The organism is Janthinobacterium sp. HH102 (assembly GCF_001758625.2).
Lineage (GTDB): Bacteria > Pseudomonadota > Gammaproteobacteria > Burkholderiales > Burkholderiaceae_D > Janthinobacterium.
Genome location: NZ_CP062062.1, coordinates 5803729 through 5819213, shown reverse-complemented (window position 1 = coordinate 5819213; position 15485 = coordinate 5803729). Strand labels below are relative to the sequence as shown.

Genomic DNA, 15485 nt, shown 5'->3' with positions numbered 1-15485 from the left:
GGTCGGCAAACGTTGGCCTGGATCGGCGTAGGTCGGCGTAGGTCGGCTTAGCGCAGCGTAAGCCGACATCACCCATAGCCCCAGCCAGGCCAACGATGTTGTCGGATTACGCGCGCCCTTCGGACGCGCTAATCCGACCTACAATGCCCAAGAAGATTAAAATACAACATGCTCCCCAACGACAGCCAACGCCCCGACCCTGATGCCCTGCTGGCGCAAGTGCAGGCGCAGGAACAGAAAGCCGCGCGCGGCCGGCTGCGCATCTATTTCGGCGCCTCGGCCGGCGTCGGCAAGACTTACGCGATGCTGGCGGCCGCGCGCAAATTGCTGGCCGACGGCCAGGACTTGCTGGTGGGCGTGGTGGAGACGCATGGGCGCCAGGATACGGCGGCCCAGCTGGACGGCTTGCCCGTGCTTCCGCTCAAAGCCATCGAGTACCGGGGCAAGACCCTGTACGAGTTCGACCTGGACGAGGCCCTGCGCCGCGCGCCGCCGCTGATATTGATGGATGAACTGGCCCATTCGAACGTGGCCGGTTCGCGCCATCCGAAGCGCTGGCAGGACGTCGAGGAATTGCTGGCGGCTGGCATCGACGTGCTGTCGACCGTGAACGTGCAGCACCTGGAAAGCCTGAACGACGTGGTGGGCGGGATCACGGGCGTGCGCGTGGCCGAGACCCTGCCCGACACGGTGTTCGACCGCGCCGATGAAGTGGTGCTGGTCGATATCCCCGCCGATGAACTGCTGCGCCGCCTGAAGCAGGGCAAGGTGTATCAGCCGCAGCAGGCCGAACGCGCATCGCAGCATTTTTTCCGCAAGGGTAACCTGATCGCCCTGCGCGAGCTGGCCTTGCGCCGCACGGCGGACCGGATCCAGGATGACGTGCAGGCCTACCGCGTTGAAAAATCGATCAACCCCGTATGGAAGACGGGCGCCGCGCTGCTGGCCTGCGTGGGACCGCACGCGGGGGGCGAACACGTGATCCGCAGCACGGCGCGCCTGGCCAGCCAGCTGAACGCGGAATGGCACGCGCTGTACGTGGAAACGCCGCGCTTGCAGCGCTTGCCGGCGGGCCAGCGCGAACGCATCCTGAAAACCCTGAAACTGGCGCAGGACCTGGGCGCGCGCACGGCCATTGTGCCGTCCGCCGACATCGCCGGCGCCGTGGTCGAGTATGCGCGCGGCGCGAATATCTCGAAAGTCATCGTGGGCCGTGGCCGCGGCCGTGCGCTGGCGCGCCTGTGGCAGGCGCCGCCGGCCGCCCGCATGGCCAGCCTGGCGCCCGATATCGATTTGATCGAGGTGGGCTTGCCGCCGGCCGATGCGGCGCCCCGGCGCGCGGCGGGCGACGACGCGGACGCGCCGCGCCGGCCCGCGCGTCACTGGCGTTATATCCTGGCCGCTGGCGCCAGCCTGGGCACGGCCCTCGCCTCGGTGCCGCTGCAGCCCTACCTGGACCTGGCCAACATCGCCATGCTGTCCTTGCTGACGGTGGTGCTGCTGGCCGTGCGCCTGGGGCGCGGGCCGGCGGCATTGGCCAGCCTGGTGGGCGTGGCCTGCTTCGATTTCATCTTCGTGCCGCCCCGTTTCTCGTTTGCCGTGGGCGATTTCCAGTATGTGATCACGTTTGGCGTGATGCTGGCCGTGGGCCTGATCACGGGCCACCTGACGGCCGGTCTGCGCTTCCAGGCGCGCGTGGCCTCGCACCGCGAAGCGCGCGCCCGCGCCTTATACGAATTCTCGCGCGAATTGTCCGGCGTGCTGCAGACGGAGCAGATTTTCGACATCACGAAAAGCGCCATCGAACGGGCGTTCCGCGCGCGCGCCACCTTGCTGCTGCCCGATGACGAGGGCAGCTTGCAGGCCGCGAACGGCGGCGAACCGCTCGATATCGGCATCGCGCAGTGGGCCTTCGACCATGCGCAGGCGGCGGGAACGGGCACCGATACCTTGCCGGCTTCGCCCATTTTCTACCTGCCGCTGATCGCGCCGATGCGTACGCGGGGCGTGCTGGCGCTGTTGCCCCTGGAGGCGCCAGCGCACGGTCGCTGGCTGCTGGTGCCGGAACAGCGCCAGCACCTCGATACCTTTGCCGCGCTGGCGGCCATCGCCCTCGAACGCGTGCACTACATCGACGTGGCGCAGGGCGCGCTGCTGCAGATGGAATCGGAGCGGCTGCGCAATTCGCTGCTGGCGGCCCTGTCGCACGACTTGCGCACGCCCTTGACGTCGCTGGTGGGCCTGGCCGAATCGCTGGCGCTGTCCCGGCCTGCGCTGTCGCCCGCGCAGCTGGACATGGCGCGCTCGCTGCAGTCCGAAACCGTGCGCATGAGCGCCCTCGTGGCGAACCTGCTGGACATGGCGCGCATCGAGAGCGGCCAGGTGCGCCTGAATTTGCAATGGCAGGCGCTGGAAGAAGTGGTGGGCAGCGCGCTGCGCGCCAGCGGCCCGCAATTGCAGCAGCACGCCGTGCAGACACAGTTGGCGCCGGACCTGCCGCTGGTGCGCTACGATGCCGTGCTGATCGAGCGCGTGCTGTGCAACCTGCTGGAAAACGCGGCCAAGTACACGCCGCCCGGCAGCACCATCACGGTCGCCGCCGGCGTGCATGGCCAGTTCCTGCAGGTGACGGTGCTTGACGATGGCCCGGGCCTGCCGCCCGGCCGCGAAGAAGCCATCTTTGAAAAATTCACGCGCGGCGAGCGCGAATCGAACAAGCCGGGCGTCGGGCTGGGGCTGGCCATTTGCCGCGCCATCGTCGAAGCTCATGGCGGCACCATCCATGCGCAGCCCCACACGCCGGGGCAGGGCGCCGCCATCGTCTTCAGCCTGCCGCTGGGCACGCCGCCGGCGCCGCCGGAGATCGAGCTCGATGACGCCAACGACCATGAAACAGGAAAACCAACATGAACGAACCTTCCGCCACCGCCTTGCTGGTCGAGGATGAACCGCAAATCCGCCGCTTCGTGCGCGCCGCGCTGGAAGACGAGGGCTGGCAGATTTTCGAATCCGCCACCATGCAGCGGGGCCTGATCGACGCGGGCACGCGCCGGCCCGACCTGATCGTGCTGGACCTGGGGCTGCCCGACGGCGACGGCATCGATTTCATCGCCGACATCCGCAAATGGTCGGCCGTGCCCATCATCGTGCTGTCGGCGCGGGTCGACGAGCAGGACAAGATCCGCGCGCTCGATGCCGGCGCCGATGACTACTTGACCAAGCCGTTCGGCGTGGGCGAGCTGCTGGCCCGCGTGCGCGCCACCTTGCGCCGCCAGCGCCAGCCTGCCGCCAGCGATGATGGCGTGGTGCAGTTCGGCGACGTGCGCGTCGACCTGAAGGACCGGCTGGTGACGCGCAACAAGCAGCTGGTGCACATGACGCCGACGGAGTTCCGCCTGCTGTCGGTGCTCGTGAAGAATGCGGGCAGGGTGGTCACCAATCCGCAGCTGCTGCGCGAAGTGTGGGGACCGTCGAACAGCGAAAACGGCCATTACCTGCGCATCTACATGGGCCATCTGCGCCAGAAGCTGGAAGCCGATCCGGCCCAGCCGCAGTACCTGCTGACGGAAACGGCTGTCGGTTACCGCTTGCTGCTGCCGCTCTAACACCTGTTATTTCCCCTGTTTGAAAACAGGCGCCGCGCGCGCCGGGGGGACGCTTTACTTTAAATTTTTGCAGCGAATTTTTGCAGCGGCGGGCCAGCTGCGCCATGTTGGCAAAGGCCCATACCACCCATGAAGAAGAAAAAACCATGAATAAAATGCTACTTGCACTTGCCGTCGCGACCGCCTTTACCGGCAGCCTTGCCCACGCGGAAGAGGCCAAGCCCGACAATGAAGTCAGTTTCAACGTGGCCGGCGTGTCCGATTACCGTTACCGGGGCATCTCGCAGACGCGCTTGAAGCCCGCGCTGCAGGGCGGCGTGGATTACATCAACAACCCGACGGGCCTGTATGCGGGCGCCTGGGCTTCCACCATCAAGTGGACCAAGGATGCGGGCGGCAGCGGCGACGTGGAAGTCGATCTGTATGCGGGCAAGCGCGGCCAGTTGGGCGGCGATGTTGGCTATGACGTCGGCGTGCTCGCCTATGTGTACGCGGACAACGGCTTGAAGCACGTCGCCGGCCTGGCCGACGCGGACACGCAGGAAGTTTACGGCCAGCTGTCGTACGGCCCCGCCTATATCAAATATTCGCACGCCGTCTCGAACCTGTTCGGCATCGTCAACAGCAAGAACAGCGGCTACCTCGATATCGGCGCGAATATCGACCTGACGAACGGCTGGACCGGCAACCTGCATGCGGGCCACCAGAAAGTGAAAAACAATGATGCATCGAGCTACACGGACTGGAAAGTGGGCGTTACGCGCGACTTCGGTTTTGTTTCGGGCGCGCTGGCCGTGATCGGCACGAACGCGGGCAAGGCGGCGTATGCCTCGCCCGTGAATGGCAAATTCATGGGCAAGACGGCGCTGCAGCTGACGGTCAGCAAGACGTTTTAATGGACTGAGTTGACTGAAAGGAGAGGCGGCGCATGCGCCGCCTTTTTTTGCGCCACGGGGTCAGACCCGTCGGGTCTGACCCCAGCTGTCGAGAGCTATGCTGCGCGGTGATGGTTGTCGAAGACGGCGCAATACAGCTGCCCCAGGCCGACCACGCGGGCGGCTGGAATCTGCGTGGCCAGGGCATGGGCGGGCGCCGCCTGCGTGTCCGTTGCCAGCAGGACGCGCAGGCCGGGATTGACGCTGCGCGCGTGCGCGATGCGGCGCGCCAGGCCCGCCTGCGCGCCGGCGTCGGCGACGCCGGCTAGCGGCACCACCAGTACGCGCGCGGCGATCAGGGCCGAGCGGCTGCCCATGGAGTCGCGGCCTTCGCTGTCGATGACGATGTCGTGGTAGCAGTGCACCAGGTGCTCGAGCTCCGGCTGCAAGCCCTTGGCGCTGATGGCGCGCGCCATCAGGCGCGGCCGCGTCAGGCTGCCGTGCATGGCGCCGTCGTGCATGTTCCTGGCCTGCGCCATGGCGCCCTGACGCGGATCGGCATCGAGCAGCAGCACCTTGCGGCCGGCCAGCGCGCGCGAGGCGGCCAGCCGCCCGGCCAGGATGGATTTCTCCATCCCTCCGCGGTCATCCGTGATGGCGATGATCATCTTGGCGCACGGCTGGCATGATGTTGGCAGGGGAAACCAGCTGCAGCAGACAGCCTTCGCGCGGCGCATCCCTGTCGCCCGCGGTCCATGCGGGCAGTTCCATCAGGGGCTCCAGCGCTTCGGCCAGGGCGGCCTGGCCGGCGGCCGACATCGGCGTCATCGGCAGTCGCAATGCGTCGCGCACCTTGCCCTGCATGGCCAGCGCCGCCTTCACGGGAGCGGGATTCGGTTCGGCAAACAGCAGGCGGATGACGGGCAGCATGGTCTTGAACAGGGCGCCGGCGGCGCCGTGGCGGCCCTGCCTGACGAGGTGGTACAGCTGCGCATACAGGTCGGGGCGTACCTGGGCGGCGGCCGACATGGCGCCGTGGCCGCCCATGGACAGGCTGGCCAGCAGCAGCGCGTCGTCGCCGCACAGCACGTCCAGGCGCGTGTCGAGCAGCAGTTCGCCCAGCTGCTGCAGCTTGCCGCCCGCTTCCTTGATGGCGACGAAGTGCGAGTCGCGCGCCAGCAGTGCCGCCGTTTGCGGTTCGATATTGACGCCCGTGCGGGCCGGCACGTTGTACAGCACGATGGACTGGTCGGTGGCGGCGGCGATGGCCTGGAAGTGGCGCACGATGCCGCCCTGCGACGGGCGCACATACGCGGGCGCCGAGACCAGCAGGCCGGCCAGCGGATGGTCGTTGTAGCGCTGCACGGCGGAGACGACGCTGCGCGTATCGCTGCCGCCGATACCCATCACGACGGGAAAGCGGGGGCCGACGGCTTCGAGCACGCTGTCGAGCAGCATGGTCTGTTCCGCGGCGCTCAGCATGGCCGCTTCGCCCGTGGTGCCGCATACCACCAGGCCATCGACGCCGCTGGCGGCCAGTTCGCACGCCAGCTGCTGGGCCGCATCGAAGTCGATGTCGCCATCGCCGTCGCAAAATGGCGTGACCATCGGCACCCAGATGCCCTGGAAGTGCGCGGTGATGCGCGATGACGACATCGCCTGCTCGCAGGAGTACTGGTTCATAGCGATTTCCCCTGGCTGATACGGCCAAATTCCGCCGCCGGCAGCAGGCGCATGACGGCATCCATGGTCAGGCGCAGGGCCGGTTCCGTGACGCACAGCCAGACTTTCATGCGCTCGGCATGATCGACCGCTTCGACGCGCATGAACGACAGCATGCCGCCGCAGGTCCTGACGACCAGCCGGCGCAGCTCGGCCAGGCAGGCTTTGTCGACTGTGATGTGCATGAGGAAGGTGGGCAGGCGGGGGTGGCGGTGGGGCAGTGCTTGATGCGATGGCATGCGTGAATGGGGTTCCATGGTGGCTTTGCAGCGGTGGTTGAGGTACGTTCAAGATTAGCAGCGGGGGCGTAAAGATTCTCTAAAAAGCGGGGCCCCCGGCGTAAACGGGCTGTATGCAGGCGGCGTGAGTGTGTTGCGCAGAGGCCCCGCGCGTGGGCTTTTGTTACAAAATTGAATCGTGCTTTCGGAGACAGGGGTTTATATTGAAAACGTCTCCGCTTTCAGTCAGCCCCGCCATGTCAGACGAAAAAGATCCCCAGCAGCCCCCATCCACCGATCCCGCAGCGCCAACGCCGTCCCGGCCCGACCGGGTAGGCCGCCGGGCGCCCGATGATGAGCACCGCGCGCGCGACGCCGCCCCCCGCTATTTGAAGGATAACGACACGCCGCTGGCGCTGGCCTGGCGGGTGATCTCGTCGCGCTACCGTTCCATGCGCGACAAGGCCAGCCGCGATTTCATGCGGCGCACCCTGCGCATCGGCATCTCGGCGCGCATTTTCCACCCCGAGCCGGGCGCCACTGGCCTGCGCAGCAAGAACCTGCAATACCTGGAAGAGTCGATCGCCCAGTGGGTCATGTCGCGCGACGTGCTCGTGTTCATGATCCCGACGGTCAATACCAGCGGCCAGCTACACCCGAGCAACATCACCCTGCGCCACTATGCGCGCCATCTGGACGGTCTGGTGCTGCAGGGCGGCGCCGACGTCTCGCCGCAGACGTATTCCGAGGCAGCCACTCGGCCCGAATGGAACGGCGACCGCGCGCGTGACCTGTACGAGCTGGAACTGCTGCATGAATTCGTCGACGCGGGCAAACCCGTGCTGGGCATTTGCCGCGGCTGCCAACTGATCAACGTGGGCTTTGGCGGCACCCTGTACCAGGACATCGCCTCGGACGTGGAAGGTGCGGCCTCCCACGTCAACGACCTGTATGACCGCCACCGCCACACCATCGTCTTCCCGAAAGGCTCGTCCCTGGCGGGCATGTTCCCGAAGACGGGCGAGGCGCTCGTCAATTCCATCCACCACCAGTCGGTCAAGGACCTGGGGCGCGACGTCACTGTGGAAGCCTATTCGCAAGGGGACAACATCGTCGAGGCCATCCGCTACCAGCGTGCCCGCTTCGTCATGGGCTTGCAGTGGCACCCGGAATTCCATTCGGCGGGCGGCGTCGAGCTGCTCGATTGCACGCCCATCCTCGATAACTTTTTGCGCGCGGCGCGGGAGACGCGGTTTTGAGTACGCATCTGATCCGCCGGCGCGCCGTGCTGGCCGGCCTGCTGGCGCTGCCCCTGGCGGGCTTGCACGCGGCGCCGCGCCCGCATGAGGGCGCGCTGACGTTTGCGCTGACGTCCGCCGCGCGCGCCCGCACGCTCAAGGCGCGGGTGGCGCCGGCCATCGCGGAACAGGTGGTCAAGGCGGCGCGCAAGGACGCGGCGCGGCCCGTGCACCTGATGGCGGAAGTGCGCACGGGCGGCTTGCTGAAGGGAGAGGGCGGGCGCGAGACCAGCCAGCAGGCGCAGGAAGACTGGCGCCAGGCGCGCTTGCAGGCGCTGGCCTGGCGGCTGTCGGGCGAGATGCCGCATTTCGAGGCGGCGCGCCAGCTGCTGCTGGCCTGGAGCGGCAGCTATCAGCCCTCGTTCAGCCCCGTCGACGAGACGGAACTGGCCAGCCTGCTGATGGGATTTGACCTGGTACAGGAGCGCTTGAACGGTATCGAGCGCGAGCAGGTGCAGGCGTTTTGCCGCACCCTGGCGCACGGGTATCTGAGCGATCCCGTCAAGGTGGGCGGCCCGTCCACGGCGCGCAACAACTGGCACAGCCACCGCATCAAGATCGGCACGGCCGCCGCGTATGTCACGGGCGACGCCCTGCTGGTCGCGCGGGCGAAGGAACGCTTCCTGGCGCACGTGCCGCGCAATATCGGCGCCGGCGGCGTGCCCTTCGACTTCGAGCAGCGCGACGCCCTGCACTACACCACCTACAGCCTGGAGCCGCTGCTGACGACGGCCCTGATGGCGCAGGCGCATGGCGACGACTGGTATGGCGCGCCGGAAGCGCGGCGCCTGGCCGAGGCGCTGGCCTGGCTGGCGCCGTATGCGCAGGGCAAAAAGACGCACGAGGAGTTCGCGAAAAGCGCCGTGCCCTTCGACCGCAAGCGCGTGGCCGCCGGCGAAAAGGGCTTTACGGGGAACTGGGAGACCAAGGGCGCCGCCAATGTGTATCTGCTGGCGGCGCGCTTCGATCCCGCTTACCTGTCCCTGGCGCTGGACTTGCGCCCGCCCGCCTGGGCGCTGGCGCTGTACGGCAGTGAGTTAAAACTTGCTGGTTAAAACTTCGTGCGCACGGTGAACATCACGTTGCGCGGTTCGCCGTAAAAGCCCGTCTGGAACAGGCCCAGGCCCGTGAAGTACTTCTTGTCCAGCAGGTTGTTCACGTTCAGGCTGGCCGTGACGTTCTTGCTGATCTCGTAGCGCGCCATCAGGTTGACCAGCGCGTAGCCGCCCTGCTTGATGCGTGAATAATCCTCGATGGCGGGATTCCAGATATTGCCGTAGTAGCTGCTTTGCCAGTTGATGCCGCCACCGACGGTCAGCTTGTCCAGGCTGGCCGGCAGGCGCCACGAGCCTTGCACGCGCACCAAATGGGCAGGCTGCGTGGTTTGCAGCATGGTGGAAAAGACATCCTTGCCATCCGCGTCGCGCACGTGGGTGTAGGTATAGCCGGCGCTCAGCTTCACATCCTGCATCACTTCGCCCGTCACTTCCATTTCCACGCCGCGGCTGGTGACGCCGTCGATGGCTCGATACGCTTCCTCGCCGTTGACTTCACCCACGGAGCTGGCCACATTGCTCTGGCGGATCTGGAACAGGGACGCGCTGGCATTGACCTTGCCATCGAGGTATTCGGCTTTCACGCCCGCCTCGATACCTTTGCCGCGCACGGGGGCGAGGAAGTTGCGGTTCACATCGCGGTTGCTTTGCGGAGCGAAGATGCTGGTATAGCTGCCGAAGAGGGAATACGTCTTGTCGAGGTCATACACGACGCCCGCATACGGGGTGATGACGTTGCTTTCCTCGATGCGCGAGGTGATGCGCGCGGTCTTGGGGTCGAAGAAGCTGCGGTCCTGCTCCTGCTTGTAGTTGCTCACGCGCGCGCCGACGATGACGGACAGCGCGTCGGCCGGATGCAGGCGCACGGCGCCATACAGGCCGCTCTGGCGCGTGCTGTCGTTGTCGTTGCCCATACGGCTAAATGCGGGTTCCGCATACTGGCCGCGCCAGTCGAAATAGCTGCCTTCGACGGGGGGATAGACCGATTCGTAGACGGGGCCATCCTGCTTTGCCGTCGAATGGGAATAGCCGAGCATCGCTTCATGGCGGCGGCCGAAGGCGGTAAACGGCCCGCTGGCGTCGACGTTGACGGTGGTCTGGCGGCGGTCACCCTTGTATTTGCCCATGAAGAAATAGGCGCCTTCGCCCGTGACGGGATCGGGATTGCCGCCGCTGGCCGAACCGAGCACGCTGTCATGCTTGCTGCGCAGCTGGTTGGCGCTCAGTGTCAGTTTCCACGCGTTGGCGAAGCTATGCTCGACTGAGGTGAACAGCGTGGTGTTCTGCATGTCGCGGCGGCTCCAGTCCGTGGCCGGATTCCACGCGGTGGGGAAATCCGTGCGCGAGCCGTCGGCCAGCAGCACGGGGAAGCCCGTCCAGGTCGAGCCGCGCGGCTTGTAATCCTGGTGCGTAAAGCCGGCCGTCAGCAGGGTCACGGGTGTCAGGTCCGCCTCGACGATGCCGTAGGCGACGGATTTTTGCTGCGTGTAGCGGTCCAGGTAGGAGTGCTTGTCCTGATAGGCGCCGACCAGGCGGCCGCGCACCGTGCGGCTGTCGTTCAGGGGACCGGAGACATCTGCCTCGCCCCGGTAATTGTCCCACGATCCCGCGCCCAGGGTGGCCGCGCCTTCGAAGTCGGCGGTGGGGCGCTTGCGCACCATGTTGACGGTGGCCGACGGGTCGCCCGAGCCGCTCATCAGGCCCGTCGCGCCCTTCAGCACTTCGATGCGGTCGTAGATGGCCATGTCGCTGTTGGTCGTGCCCCAGTCGTAGACGCCGTCATAGATGGCCGAGACGCCGTCGTACTGGAAATTGGTGACGGCAAAGCCGCGCGCCTGAAAGCTCCAGCGGTCGCTGTCATAGTTTTGCACGCTCACGCCATTGACGTTCTTCATGACGTCGGAGACGGCGTTGCTGTTTTGGTCATCCATCTGCTGGCGCGTGACGATGGTCAGCGACTGCGGCGTTTCGCGCTGCGTCAGGGCCAGGCCCGTGGCGCCGCTGGCGGGGCCGCCTGTATAGCTGCCCGTGCCGCTGGTGGCGGCGCTGCGCTCGGCCGACGCCACCACGGTGACGCCGCTCATGACGGCCATGCCGCGGCTGTCCGCCGTGGGAGTAGTCGCGCCGGCGGGGATCTTTTGCAGCAGGTAGCCGCCATTCGCCTGCGGCACGGCTTGCAAGCCGCTGCCGGCCAGCAGCACGCGGAAGCCATCGTGCAGGCTGTAGCTGCCTTGCAGGCCGGCGCTGCGCAAGCCTTGTGTGGTATCGCTGGAGAAGGACAACAAAATGGCGCTGTCGCTGCCGAAGCGCGTCAGCACGTCGCCCAGCGCGCCGGCCGGAATGCTGTAGGCGCGTACTTGCCGGCTTTGCGCCTGGGCTGGCGTCGGCAGGGCCAGGGCCATGCCGATCTGCGCCAGGGCGCAGGCCAGAACGGTACGGGTAAGGAGGGAACGCGAAGCGTGGTGCATGGAATAAAGCCTTTCGTGGATGCGCAAGATGGAGACTGCCTATCTTCCAGGTCACGCGAGCACGGTAAAACAGCTCACTTTGCAGAAAATATTTTTCAGCGGGCCGCCAGTTCGATGCGCACCACCTGATGGCCCCAGAAGCGCGTGACGGTATTGCGCCGCAATTGCAGGCTGGCGCTGACGGCGTCGACGATGGCATCGACGTCGGCCAGCGGGTAGGAGCCGGACACGCGCAAACCGGCGACGGCGGGCGTGCAGTCCAGCGGCTGCTCGCTGTAGCGCGACAGCTCGGCGAGGAAATCGGCCAGGCGCATGTCGCGCGCCACCAGCATGCCATCGAGCCAGGCGCCGCCGTACGGCGCCAGCGCCTGGCGGTGATAACCGTCACTGTCGAAATGGGCGCCTTCGCCGGGGCGCAGCAGCAGGCGCTGGCTGCCGTCACCGCCCAGCACGGCGACGGCCCCTTCGAGCACGCCGGCGCTGGCATAGCCATCGTGCAGGCGCACGGTGAAACGCGTGCCCAGCGCCTGCAGGCTGCCATGCGGCGTGCCGACGAAGAACGGCCGCCGCGCCGCATCCTTGCCGGTGGCGATGAAGATTTCGCCGGCCAGCAGGTCGATGCGGCGCTGTGTGCCGTCGTAAGCGATATTCACGGCGCTATTGGTATTGAGGGTGAGCCGCGTGCCGTCGGCCAGGGTCACGACGCGGCGCTGATTGATGCCCGTGCGGTAGTCAGCCGTCCAGCTGCGCCATGGGCCACGGCGTTCGAATGCATACAGCGAGGCGCCGCAAGCCAGCAGCAGGGCCAGCGTCTTGACGGCGTGGCGGCGCGGCGCGTTCGCCTGCACGCAGGCGCGCAGCAGGCTCGCGTGCGCCGCAGGCGGCAGATGCTCGTGCTGTATTTGCAGCTGCTGCCACGCCTGCGTGGCGCTGCCGGCCCGCTGCAGATGGCGTTTCACGGTGGCCAGCGAGATGCCGAGCCGGTGCGCGATGTCTTCCTGCGGCAGTTCGTCGAGCTGGCGCAGTAAAAAAGCCCGTTTGACGGGAGGCGGCAAGCCGTCGAGCATGCTGTCCAGTTCAAACACGGTGGCCAGCAGCAGCGCGCGTTCCTCGGGCGAGGGGGCATGCAGGGGCGGCAGCTGGGCCAGCACGTCGAGGTACGCCTGTTCCAGTTTCTGGCGGCGGTAATGGTTGAACAGCACGCGCTGGGCGACGGTGGCGAGAAAGGCGCGCGGCTCGCGCGCGGCGACGGCGTCTTCGCGGTCGAGCAGGCGCATGAAAGTATCGTGCGCCACATCGGCCGCGCACGCCGTGCTGCCGAGTTTTTTGCGCAGCCAGCCCTGCAGCCAGCCGTGGTGGTCGGCATACAGTGTCGCGATGTCCTGGCGTTGTAGCGGCTTTGCCAGCGGCATCGCATTCCCCTTGCGTTTTTAAACAATAATAAGAATCATTCTCATTGTAGCAAGCGGGGACGGCGGCTGTAAATGACGGGCAGGCGCGCTGTGGTTTTTTGGTTGACGAACGGTAGGTCGGATTAGCGGGGCCGCCGAGGCGCGCAAGCGCGTAATCCGACGCCACCACCGGCGCTAACGATGTTGTCGGATTACGCGGCTACGCCGCTAATCCGACCTACGTTACCAGGCAGCAACGTCAGTAGTTCATGGGCTCGCCACGGAAGCAGCGGATGGCCGAATCGACCATGCCCTCGGCGCTGCCCTGCAGGCTGTGCTGCTTGCGCAGGTATTGCGCGTCGCTCCACTGCTTGGCCACGTCCGACAGGTGTTTCAGGGCCGGCGTGCTGCCCAGCGCCTCGGCGTGCGGTTCCATCTTGCGCAGGGTGGTCATGATGTCTTCGCGCAGCGACATCGTTTCGTAGGTTTTCGGATGCGTGATGGCGCCATCGAGGCCGAAGCGGCAGGCCTGGAAGCGGTTGTAGTTATATACGAGGTAATCGTCTTCCACGGGCGGGGTTTCGCGGCGTTCGAGCAGGTAGCGGCACAGCGCCTGCAGGTAGGCGGCCAGCGCGGCGGCCCGCTCCACCGTCAGCGGCGTGTCGCACACGCGCAGTTCGATGGTGCCGAATTCCGGCTTGGGACGGATATCCCAGTAAAAATCCTTCATGCTCTTGATGATGCCCGTGTTCTCCATCTTGGCGAAATACTCGTTGGAGAACTGATCCCAGCTGAGGGTGAACGGCGCGCGTCCGCTCATGGGGAAGGCGAACACGGAGTTCAAACGGGCGGAATCGAACAGGGTGTCGCGGCCCTGCACATAGGGCGAGGAAGCCGACAGGGCGATGAAGTGGGGGATGTAGCGGTTCAGCGAATGCAGCAGGAACATGGCGTCGTCGCCCGAGGCGCAGCCGATGTGCACGTGCTGGCCGAAGATGGTGAACTGCTTGGCCAGGTAGCCGTACAGTTCCGAAATCTCCTGGAACCGGGGCTTGGAAAAGATCTTTTGCGACGACCATTGCTGGAACGGGTGCGTGCCGCCGCCCGCGATGCCGATATTGAGCTTGTCGCCGGCCGTGATCAAGGTGTCGCGGATTTCCTGCAGCTGCTCCAGCAGGGGGCCGTGATGCGTGTGCACGCTCGAGTTGATCTCGATCATGCTCTCGGTGATTTCCGGCGTGACGTTGCCGGGAAACGGTTTCTTGTTCAGCAGATGCAGCAGGTCTGGGCTGGCGGCCGTCAAGTCATAGTCCGACAGGTTCACCAGTTGCAGTTCGAGTTCGACGCCGAAGGTCAGCGCGGCCGATTGGCCAAAAGGTTCCAGCGGCATTTAGCGCTCCTTGATTTCGTGGGTTTCTTTGGCCAGCATCAGCACGCGCTGCACCAGCACGGGGCCGATCAGTTCCAGGCCCAGGGTGATGGCGGCCAGGGCGTTCAATTCGTCGCCGAAGTTCACGCCGTGCTGGCGCGCGTGCTCGAGCAGCAGGATGATGAAGACGGAGACGGGCGTCAGGGCCACGCCCGTCAGCACGCCCTTGCGCCAGGAAATGCCGCTCACATGCGAGAACGCGGCCACGCCGGCGACCTTCGTCAGCAATCGTCCGCCGACGACGGCCAGGGCCAGTCCCGCGCCGGCCGTCACGCTGGCCCATTCCAGGGTCGAGGCGGCATATACGAACAGCAGCACCGTCAGCAGCTCGCCCATGGCGCCGAAATTGCGCTGCGCCTGGCTGAAGGCGACCCTGCGGTGGCGCGCCACCAGGCCGAAGGTGAGGGTGGCCAGCAGCGGCGACAGGCTGGTGGTGTAGGTCAGGGCGACGAGCAGCATCACCGACAGCGCGAACGCCACGGTGGCGTCCTGCGCCATGTTGCCCAAGCGGCGCAGCATGGCCGGCACGACGATGCCGAAGACGGTGCCGGCGGCCACGGAGGCGGCCAGCACGGCGGCGCTGCTGCTGCTCGCCTCGATCAGGTCGGTGGAACTCTGGAACATCCAGAAGCCGACGATGATGTTGAACGTGAAGACGGCCAGCACGCAGTTCAGGGCAGTGAGGTGGACGATGCGTTCCGTGACCTGGCCCGAGCTGCGTTCCTCGTTGATGACGCGCATGATGGTGGCCGGCGAGGTGGACATGGCCAGTGATGCGAGCAGCAGCGCCGTCATCGAGGTGCTGCCGAATTCGATGCCGATGAAGTAGACGACGGCAAAGGTCAGCAGGGATTCGACCAGGCCCGTGACGGCGATCCACGGATTGTTCTTCAGCCAGCGCAGGTTGATGCGGTAGCCGACCTCGAACAGGATCAGGCCGAAAGCCACGTCGGCCAGCACCAGCATGGGGCCGGCGTCCGTCTGCGGCAGGATGCCTACCTGCGTCTGCGCGAGGACGAAACCGATCACGCCGTAAAAACTGATGCGCGGCAGGCCAGTCCAGCGGTGGCCGAATTCGCCCACCACCCAGGCCAGGGTAATGGCGAACGGCCAGGACAGGTCGGCGGCGATCGAGATCAGACTTTGCATGCTCATTCCTTTGAAATTGGCGCTGGCACCGGCCGGCAGCACGGGGGCTGGCGCGGCAAGGTCTTGGTGCAGCGGTGGTGCATAGTTTGCGCAGAGCGATGCGCCGATTCTACCGGAGCAGAAGGCGCGCACGATGTGCGCAATCGAACAGTGTCGCGACCATGGCGGCCGCGCACGGGATGCAGCAGGGTGGGGCAGGGCTGGTACCGGCGTATGCTACCCGCCCGCGGCGGAGATGCTCCGCACGGTAGTGCCGTGTCGCAGTGTACGGCATG

At 66.2% G+C, this 15485-nt stretch carries 12 protein-coding genes and 1 pseudogene; 5 read left to right on the top strand and 8 right to left on the bottom strand.

Annotation, left to right across the window (positions count from 1 at the left end):
• The first annotated feature begins 168 nt into the window (after positions 1-168).
• From JAB4_RS26495 to JAB4_RS26485, 3 genes are all read left to right on the top strand, one after another.
• Entirely contained in the window at positions 169-2910 is a 2742-nt protein-coding gene (locus tag JAB4_RS26495; RefSeq protein ID WP_070224297.1) for a DUF4118 domain-containing protein, read from the top strand.
• A complete protein-coding gene (gene kdpE, locus JAB4_RS26490; RefSeq protein WP_034746496.1) occupies positions 2907-3605 on the top strand; it encodes a two-component system response regulator KdpE in 699 nt (232 codons plus the stop codon). The genes JAB4_RS26495 and kdpE overlap by 4 nt, the downstream gene beginning before the upstream one ends.
• A 146-nt stretch (positions 3606-3751) precedes the next feature.
• A complete protein-coding gene (locus tag JAB4_RS26485; protein WP_070224312.1) occupies positions 3752-4501 on the top strand; it encodes a TorF family putative porin in 750 nt (249 codons plus the stop codon).
• A 95-nt stretch (positions 4502-4596) separates the two neighbouring features.
• Here the strand turns inward: JAB4_RS26485 and JAB4_RS26480 are convergent, their stop codons facing one another.
• The 3 genes from JAB4_RS26480 to JAB4_RS26470 are packed head-to-tail and all read right to left on the bottom strand — an operon-like array spanning position 4597 to position 6459.
• Entirely contained in the window at positions 4597-5148 is a 552-nt protein-coding gene (locus JAB4_RS26480) for a ParA family protein (RefSeq protein ID WP_070224298.1), read from the bottom strand.
• On the bottom strand, positions 5126-6163 hold the full coding sequence (gene dapA, locus JAB4_RS26475) for a 4-hydroxy-tetrahydrodipicolinate synthase (protein ID WP_070224299.1): 1038 nt from the start codon (positions 6161-6163) through the stop codon (positions 5126-5128). The genes JAB4_RS26480 and dapA overlap by 23 nt, the downstream gene beginning before the upstream one ends.
• Positions 6160-6459, bottom strand: a complete 300-nt coding sequence (locus JAB4_RS26470) for a hypothetical protein (RefSeq protein ID WP_227742045.1) — start codon at positions 6457-6459, stop codon at positions 6160-6162. The genes dapA and JAB4_RS26470 overlap by 4 nt, the downstream gene beginning before the upstream one ends.
• Before the next feature lie 218 nt (positions 6460-6677).
• On the opposite strand from JAB4_RS26470, the gene JAB4_RS26465 reads away from it, so the two are divergent.
• Both JAB4_RS26465 and JAB4_RS26460 read left to right on the top strand, forming a co-directional pair.
• Positions 6678-7679 carry a type 1 glutamine amidotransferase gene (locus JAB4_RS26465; protein WP_070218609.1) on the top strand — a complete coding sequence of 334 codons (1002 nt, stop codon included), beginning with the start codon at positions 6678-6680 and terminating at the stop codon, positions 7677-7679.
• Positions 7676-8773, top strand: a complete 1098-nt coding sequence (locus tag JAB4_RS26460; protein WP_070218608.1) for an alginate lyase family protein — start codon at positions 7676-7678, stop codon at positions 8771-8773. The genes JAB4_RS26465 and JAB4_RS26460 overlap by 4 nt, the downstream gene beginning before the upstream one ends.
• Here JAB4_RS26460 and JAB4_RS26455 read toward each other — a convergent pair.
• The 5 genes and pseudogenes from JAB4_RS26455 to JAB4_RS26440 form a co-directional block, all read right to left on the bottom strand.
• A complete protein-coding gene (locus JAB4_RS26455; protein ID WP_070218607.1) occupies positions 8770-11241 on the bottom strand; it encodes a TonB-dependent receptor in 2472 nt (823 codons plus the stop codon). The two genes, JAB4_RS26460 and JAB4_RS26455, sit on opposite strands and share 4 nt — an antisense overlap.
• A gap of 95 nt (positions 11242-11336) precedes the next feature.
• The gene (locus JAB4_RS30835; RefSeq protein WP_227742187.1) at positions 11337-12089 is read right to left on the bottom strand and encodes a FecR domain-containing protein; all 753 of its coding nucleotides are present in this window, start codon (positions 12087-12089) and stop codon (positions 11337-11339) included.
• Between the two features lie 81 nt (positions 12090-12170).
• Positions 12171-12653 (bottom strand): annotated as a pseudogene (locus JAB4_RS30830) (sigma-70 family RNA polymerase sigma factor); the annotation flags it as partial.
• A gap of 238 nt (positions 12654-12891) precedes the next feature.
• Positions 12892-14022 carry a YbdK family carboxylate-amine ligase gene (locus tag JAB4_RS26445; RefSeq protein WP_034780287.1) on the bottom strand — a complete coding sequence of 377 codons (1131 nt, stop codon included), beginning with the start codon at positions 14020-14022 and terminating at the stop codon, positions 12892-12894.
• Complete coding sequence (locus tag JAB4_RS26440) at positions 14023-15210, bottom strand: cation:proton antiporter (RefSeq protein WP_070218615.1); 1188 nt, start codon at positions 15208-15210, stop codon at positions 14023-14025. It lies immediately after the preceding gene.
• Between the last annotated feature and the right edge of the window lie 275 nt (positions 15211-15485).

What these genes read in the sequence shown, in the direction of transcription:
- JAB4_RS26445 (WP_034780287.1), bottom strand. Translation starts at nt 14,022, where the DNA reads ATGCCGCTGGAACCTTTTGGCCAATCGGCCGCGCTGACCTTCGGCGTC.
- JAB4_RS26495 (WP_070224297.1), top strand. Translation starts at nt 169, where the DNA reads ATGCTCCCCAACGACAGCCAACGCCCCGACCCTGATGCCCTGCTGGCG.
- dapA (WP_070224299.1), bottom strand. Translation starts at nt 6,163, where the DNA reads ATGAACCAGTACTCCTGCGAGCAGGCGATGTCGTCATCGCGCATCACC.
- kdpE (WP_034746496.1), top strand. Translation starts at nt 2,907, where the DNA reads ATGAACGAACCTTCCGCCACCGCCTTGCTGGTCGAGGATGAACCGCAA.
- JAB4_RS26485 (WP_070224312.1), top strand. Translation starts at nt 3,752, where the DNA reads ATGAATAAAATGCTACTTGCACTTGCCGTCGCGACCGCCTTTACCGGC.
- JAB4_RS26480 (WP_070224298.1), bottom strand. Translation starts at nt 5,148, where the DNA reads ATGATCATCGCCATCACGGATGACCGCGGAGGGATGGAGAAATCCATC.
- JAB4_RS26440 (WP_070218615.1), bottom strand. Translation starts at nt 15,210, where the DNA reads ATGCAAAGTCTGATCTCGATCGCCGCCGACCTGTCCTGGCCGTTCGCC.
- JAB4_RS26465 (WP_070218609.1), top strand. Translation starts at nt 6,678, where the DNA reads ATGTCAGACGAAAAAGATCCCCAGCAGCCCCCATCCACCGATCCCGCA.
- JAB4_RS26455 (WP_070218607.1), bottom strand. Translation starts at nt 11,241, where the DNA reads ATGCACCACGCTTCGCGTTCCCTCCTTACCCGTACCGTTCTGGCCTGC.
- JAB4_RS26470 (WP_227742045.1), bottom strand. Translation starts at nt 6,459, where the DNA reads ATGGAACCCCATTCACGCATGCCATCGCATCAAGCACTGCCCCACCGC.